Consider the following 7,071-nt stretch of genomic DNA (forward strand, 5'->3'; position numbering starts at 1 on the left):
CCTCCGGAACCCGCCGAACCCCCCCTCCACGGGGCGCGAACCTCCGTCATCGGGTTACCGTTCGAGTGGCGTCGGTGAGCCCGGCAAAGTGAAAACGCGGGATCCTTCCGTTTGACAAGAGTGGCCGGGGTACGGTCACACTCCGCTGGTGGGGTCGTCGTACAGCGGCAGCCCCGGGGCGGTGGAGGGGTCGGGCGGAGCGCAGCCCGTGCTGCCTGCGCCGACCAGCCCAGATAAGGACCGGGAGAGAAGAGCGAAGGTGTCCCCGAGCAGCGAGACCGCGCACGGACAGCGACTCGTCATTGTCGAGTCGCCGGCCAAGGCGAAGACGATCAAGGGCTACCTGGGCCCCGGCTACATCGTCGAGGCGAGCGTCGGGCACATCCGCGACCTCCCCAGTACCGCGGCGGAGGTCCCGGACAAGTACACCGGCGAGGTGCGCCGCCTCGGGGTGGACGTCGACCACGACTTCGCCCCCATCTACGTGGTCAACGCGGACAAGAAGTCCCAGGTCAGCAAGTTGAAGTCGCTGCTCGCGGAGTCCGACGAGCTCTTCCTCGCCACCGATGAGGACCGCGAGGGCGAGGCCATCGCGTGGCACCTCCAGCAGGTGCTCAAGCCCAAGGTGCCGGTGCACCGGATGGTCTTCCACGAGATCACCAAGACGGCGATCCAGGAGGCGGTGGCCAACCCGCGCGAGCTCAACCAGCGCCTGGTCGACGCCCAGGAGACCCGCCGCATCCTCGACCGCCTCTACGGCTTCGAGGTCTCGCCGGTGCTGTGGAAGAAGGTCATGCCGAAGCTCTCGGCGGGCCGGGTGCAGTCCGTCGCGACCCGGCTGGTGGTCGAGCGCGAGCGCGAGCGGATCGCCTTCCGCACCGCCTCGTACTGGGACCTGGTCGGCACCTTCGGCACCGGCCGCACCCCGGCCGACGCGGCCAACCCGGAGACCCTCGGCGCCCGCCTGTCCTCGGTGGACGGCAAGCGGATCGCCACCGGCCGCGACTTCGGCTCGGACGGCCGACTGAAGGCCGGCAGCGCCAACACCCTGCACCTGGACGAGCAGGCCGCCCGGCAGCTGGCCGCCGCCCTGGAGCAGACCGCGTTCAGCGTCCGCAGCGTCGAGTCCAAGCCCTACCGCCGCTCGCCGTACGCGCCGTTCCGCACCACCACGCTCCAGCAGGAGGCCAGCCGCAAGCTGGGCTTCGGCGCCAAGCGGACCATGCAGGTGGCCCAGAAGCTGTACGAGAACGGCTTCATCACCTATATGCGCACCGACTCCACCACGCTGTCGGAGACCGCGATCTCCGCCGCCCGCGCGCAGGTCACCCAGCTGTACGGGGCCGACTACCTGCCGGACGCCCCGCGCACCTACGCCAGCAAGGTCAAGAACGCGCAGGAGGCGCACGAGGCCGTCCGCCCCTCCGGCGACCGCTTCCGCACCCCCGCCGAGACCGGCCTGACCGGTGACGACTTCCGGCTCTACGAGCTGATCTGGATGCGCACCGTCGCCTCCCAGATGAAGGACGCGGTCGGCCAGTCGGTGACCGTCAAGGTCGGCGGCGCGTCCGCGGACGGCCGTGACGTCGAGTTCTCCGCCTCCGGCAAGATCATCACCTTCCACGGCTTCCTCAAGGCCTACGTCGAGGGTGCGGACGACCCGAACGCCGAGCTGGACGACCGCGAGCGCCGGCTGCCGCAGGTCGTCGAGGGCGACCCGCTGGCCGCCGAGCAGCTCACCCCCGAGGGCCACGCCACCAAGCCGCCGGCCCGCTACACCGAGGCCTCGCTGGTCAAGGAGCTGGAGGACCGGGAGATCGGTCGCCCCTCCACCTACGCGTCGATCATCGACACGATCATCCAGCGCCGGTACGTGTTCAAGAAGGGGACGGCGCTCGTCCCGTCCTTCCTCTCCTTCGCCGTGGTCAACCTCCTGGAGAAGCACTTCGGCCGGCTGGTCGACTACGACTTCACCGCCAAGATGGAGGACGACCTCGACCGGATCGCGGCCGGCGAGGCCAAGTCCGTGCCGTGGCTGAAGCGCTTCTACTTCGGCGAGGGCGACGGCCACGCGACCGGCGGCGCCGCCGAGGCCGGCAACGGCGACGGCGACCACCTGGGCGGCCTGAAGGAACTGGTCACCGACCTCGGCGCGATCGACGCCCGGGAGATCAGCTCGTTCCGGATCAGCGACGACATCACCCTGCGGGTCGGCCGCTACGGCCCGTACGTCGAGCGCGCCTCCGACGTCGAGGGCGAGCCCGGCCAGCGCGCCGACATCCCCGACGAGCTGCCGCCGGACGAGCTCACCGTCGAGCTGGCCGAGGAACTGCTGGCCAAGCCCAGCGGCGACTTCGAGCTCGGCCCGGACCCGGTCAGCGGCAACATGCTGGTCGCCAAGGACGGCCGCTACGGCCCCTACGTGACCGAGATCCTGCCCGAGGGCACGCCCAAGACCGGCAAGAACGCGGTCAAGCCGCGCACCGCCTCGCTGCTGAAGACGATGTCGCTGGACGCCGTCACCCTGGAGGACGCGCTGCGGCTGCTCTCGCTGCCGCGCGTGGTCGGCGCCGACGCCGAGGGCGTGGAGATCACCGCGCAGAACGGCCGCTACGGCCCGTACCTCAAGCGCGGCACCGACTCCCGCTCGCTCACCGACGAGGAGCAGATGTTCACGGTCACCCTGGAGGAGGCCCTGGCCATCTACGCCCAGCCCAAGCAGCGCGGCCGGGCCGCCGCCGCCCCGCCGCTCAAGGAGCTGGGCACCGACCCGGTCAGCGAGCGTCCCGTCGTGGTCAAGGACGGCCGCTTCGGGCCGTACGTGACCGACGGCGAGACCAACGCCACGCTCCGCAAGGACGACGAGGTCGAGACCATCACGCCGGAGCGCGGCTACGAGCTGCTCGCCGAGAAGCGGGCGCGCGGGCCGGTGAAGAAGACGGCGAAGAAGGCCCCGGCGAAGAAGGCCCCGGCCAAGAAGGCGACGGCGACCAAGACCGCGGCCACCAAGACCGCGGCCGCGAAGAAGACCGCCGCCAAGAAGACCGCGACGAAGGCGACCGCGACGAAGGCGACCGCGGCGAAGAAGACGGCGGCCAAGAAGACCGCCGTCGGGAAGGCCGCGGCCACCGACGAGGGCTGATCTCCTCCGGATCCTCCGGCAGGGGGCTCCGTCGGTGCCGCTGCCAGCGCCTTCGCCGGCGCCTCCGCCAGAGTCCCGCCAGTGCTTACGGGCCCGCGACCCCACCCCGGGGACGCGGGCCCGAGGCCGGTCGGACGGTGTGCGCGGAACGTCACAACCCGGTGATGAGCGGGATCCGGAACCCCGTTCATCTCATTCCGGTCAACCCCAGCCCGCTACGCTGACCGTATGACGAGCGAGGAGCAGCCCACCCCCAGCGCCGCCCCGGCCGCCCGCGACGCCACGTCCGGGCTGCCCGAGGTCGCGCCAGCCGGGACCCCGGTCGACCGGGCTCGCGCGCTGCTGCGGACGCGCCCCTACCGGCGCCTGTGGACCACCCAGCTGATCGGCGGCACCGCCGACCGGCTCGGCCTGCTGGTGCTGCTCGCGCTCACCGTGATCGCCGTCGCCCTCGGCGGCCAGTTCGGCGCCTTGCCGCGCAGCCTCGCCTTCGCCGTCACGGCGGTCCTCGCCGTCCGGCTGGCGGCCACCGGGCTGGTCGGCGTCGCGCTGCTCGGACCGGTGCACCGACTGGTCGCCGGCCGGCTGGACCGGCGCTGGACGCTGTTCGGCGCCGACGCGCTGTGCGCCCTGCTGATCGGCCTCGCCCCCTGGTGGACCGTCTGGCTGGGCTCCGGCCCGAAGCCCTCCGGCGCCGCCGCCTACGTCCTGCTCGCCACCGTGTTCGTCACCGGTGCCGCCGAGCGGGTCCGGGGGATCGCCAAGGACGCCGCCGTCCCCGGCCTGCTGCCGCCCGCCGATCCGTACGCCCCCGCGGCCGAGCAGCGGCCCGCCGCCGCCCACCTGGACACCGTCCGGAGCATCGACCGCTTCACCGGCTGGGCCACCCTGCCGCTCGCGGCCGCCGGCCTGGTCGCCCTCACCCTGCTGAACAACATCGGCGCCGCTCTCGGCTCGGACTGGCTCCGGGCCCACCAGGTCACCTTCGCCGCGCTCGGCGCGGCCGGCCTGTTCGCCGCCTCGGCCGCCCGCGACTACCTCCAGCAGCTGCCCGTCGGCCCGGTGGCCGTCGCCCCGCACTCGCCGCTGCAGGGCCTGCGCGCCCCCACCGACGCCACGCCCGGCCCCGCGCTGAGCAAGGGCCGCACCGGCAGCGCCCCGTACTTCACCTTCGCCGTCGCCGCCGGGTACGCCTCGATGGCCGGCGTCGCCGCGCTCGCGCTGCTCACCGCCGCCGAGCACCGGGCCGGGCCGATCGGCTACGGCCTGCTGGTCCTCGCCGCCACCGCGGCGCCCGCCCTCGGCTCCCGGCTCACCCGGGCCACGCTGCCCGCGCTCTCCCGCCGCCGCCTGCTCGCGCTGGCGCTGCTCACCGAGGGTGTGGCGCTGATCCTGGCCGGGCTGGTGCTGGACTTCGTCCTCGTCCTGGCCCTCATCGTGCTGGCCGGCCTCACCGCCGGGATCGTCGTCTCCGCCGGGCGCACCCTGCTCGGCCAGGAGGTCGAGGAGGCCCGGCTGCCGAAGGTCACCGAGCACCTGTACGCGGTGCTGCGGGTCGTGGTCGGCGCCGCGCTGGTCGTCGTCCCGCTGATCGCCGCGGCGTACGGGGACGTCGAGTACGGCACGGTCGAGCCCGGCTCGTTCACCTTCATCCACGGCGGTGCGGCCCTGGCCGTCGCCACCTCGGGGCTGCTCACGCTGGTCCTCGCCGCCGTCGTCCTGCTGCGGACCGACGACCGGCGCGGCACCGCGCCCTTCGGCCGGGACCTGGTCGACGCGGTGCGCGGCGCCGTCGGCCCGGCCCCGCGCCAGGGCGCCGGTACCGGCTTCTTCATCGCCCTGGAGGGCGGCGACGGCGCCGGCAAGTCCACCCAGGCCCAGGCGCTCGCCGAGTGGATCCGCGGCAAGGGGCACGAGGTCGTGCTCACCCGCGAGCCCGGCGGCAGCCCGGTCGGCCAGCGGCTGCGCGGCCTCGTCCTGGATGTCGGCAACACCGGCCTGTCGCACCGCGCCGAGGCGCTGATCTACGCCGCCGACCGGGCCGAGCACGTCGAGAACGTCATCCGGCCGGCCCTCGCCCGCGGCGCCGTGGTGATCACCGACCGGTACATGGACTCCTCCATCGCCTACCAGGGCGCCGGACGCGACCTGGCCGCCACCGAGGTCGCCCGGATCTCCCGCTGGGCGACCGGCGGGCTGCTGCCCGACCTGACCGTCGTCCTGGACGTCGACCCGACCAGGGCCCGGGAGCGCTTCACCGAGGCGCTCGACCGGCTGGAGTCCGAGCCCACCGAGTTCCACCAGCGGGTCCGGGCCGGCTTCCTCGCCCTCGCGGCCGCCGACCCGGCGCGCTACCTGGTCGTCGACGGCAGCCAGGCCCCCGGCTTCGTCACCACCGCCATCCGGCACCGGCTCGACCGCGAGCTGCCGCTCTCCGAGCAGGAGAAGGACGCCCGCGCCGAGCAGGAGCGGCTCGCCCGCGAAGAGGCCGAGCGCCGCGCCGCCGAGGAGGCCCGCAAGAAGGCCGAGGCCGAGGCCGCCGAGCGCAAGCGGCAGGAAGTGCTGGCGCAGCTGCGCGCCGAACAGGCCGAGCAGGAGCGGCTGGCCAAGGAGGAGGCCGAACGGGCCGCCGCCGAGGCCCGGCGCAAGGCCGAGGAGGAGGCCCGCCGCCGGGCGGAGGAGGAAGCCCGCCGCCGCGCCGAGGAGGAGGCCAAGCGGAAGGCCGAGGAGGACGCCCGGCTGGCCGCGGAGGCCGCCGAGCGCAAGCGCCTCGCCGACGAGGCGGCCGCCCAGGCGGAGCTGCAGCGGCAGCGGGAGCTCCAGCGCGAGGAGCAGCGCCGCCGGGCGGAGGAGGCGCTGCAGCGGGCCGAGGAGGCCCGGCTGGCGCAGGCCGCCGCGCTCGCGGCCGCGGCTGCGGCGGCGCAGACGGCGGCGGATCGGGCGGCGGCGGGATCGGCCAGCCTGGCGGGCTCGGCCGGTTCGGCCTCGGGCTCGGCTGCTGGTCAGGCTGCCGGTCCGGCCGCTGGTTCGGTTCCCGGGGACGCCGTGACCACCGAGCTGCGGGCCGTCCGGGACGTCCCGGGGGCGGGGCCCGTGGGCACTCCCGGGCCCGGCGGCACCGACGAGGCGACGCGGGAGCTGTCGCTGCGGGACAGCCAGGCGGCCGTCCGGGCGGCGGAGGCCGCCGACGCGACCGCCCAGCTGCCGGTCGTCCCGCTGACCGCCGTGGACGAGACGGCCGTGCTGCCGAAGGTCACGGAGGAGGCGGACCGGACCGCGGTGCTGCCGCGGATCGAGCCGGGGCGTCCGGCGCCGGGGCGTTCTGTGTCGGAGCGTTCTGTGTCGGAGCGTCCGGCCCCGGGCCGGGTGGAGCCGGGCCGTGCGGGGGCGGGCCGTACCGAGGACCGGGTGCCGCTGGGGCTGTGGCGCGAGGAGCCGGTGGACAGCACCCGTGAGCTGCCGGTGGTCGGCGACGAGCCGCAGCCCGCCGACGAGTCGCAGGCCACCGCCGAGCGACCCCGGCCGGAGTGGGCCGAGGAGACGCCGATGGACGACCTGCCGAGCCTCACCGACACCCTGCTCGGCTCGCGTGACGAGTGGGCGCGCTGGAATCACGGCGGCCCGGCCCCGCAGGACCCGCGTGGCGGCCAGGACCGGCCCGCCTCCGGGGGCGACCAGGGCGGGGTCGGCGAGGGCGAGGGCGGCGGCAAGGGCAAGGGCCGTCGCTGGGGCCGTCGGGGCTGAGGGGCGGCCGGGGCCGGCCTCGGGCGTGCGGCGGTACGGACGACGGTAGGACAGCGGTACGGACGAGGGGGGGCGGGGTGGGGGGGGTGTGCCCCGGCGGGGCCCCCCCTCGCCGTGGGTGGGGGGGGGCCTGCATTAGGGGGTGGGCCCGCCGGGGGGCGCCGTGGGGGTGGGTGGGGACCCGT

The 7,071-nt window shown here is 75.0% G+C and carries 2 protein-coding genes; both read left to right on the forward strand.

Annotated elements, in window-relative coordinates:
- The first annotated feature begins 259 nt into the window (after positions 1–259).
- Positions 260–3,142 carry a type I DNA topoisomerase gene (gene topA, locus ACFV61_RS01195; RefSeq protein ID WP_380489361.1) on the forward strand — a complete coding sequence of 961 codons (2,883 nt, stop codon included), beginning with the start codon at positions 260–262 and terminating at the stop codon, positions 3,140–3,142.
- A 228-nt stretch (positions 3,143–3,370) separates the two neighbouring features.
- Positions 3,371–6,886 (forward strand): dTMP kinase, encoded by a 3,516-nt coding sequence (gene tmk / locus ACFV61_RS01200; RefSeq protein WP_380489363.1) that lies wholly within the window; start codon positions 3,371–3,373, stop codon positions 6,884–6,886.
- Positions 6,887–7,071: the final 185 nt, after the last annotated feature.

This window comes from Kitasatospora sp. NPDC059817, assembly GCF_042731835.1.
Classification (GTDB): Bacteria; Actinomycetota; Actinomycetes; order Streptomycetales; family Streptomycetaceae; genus Kitasatospora.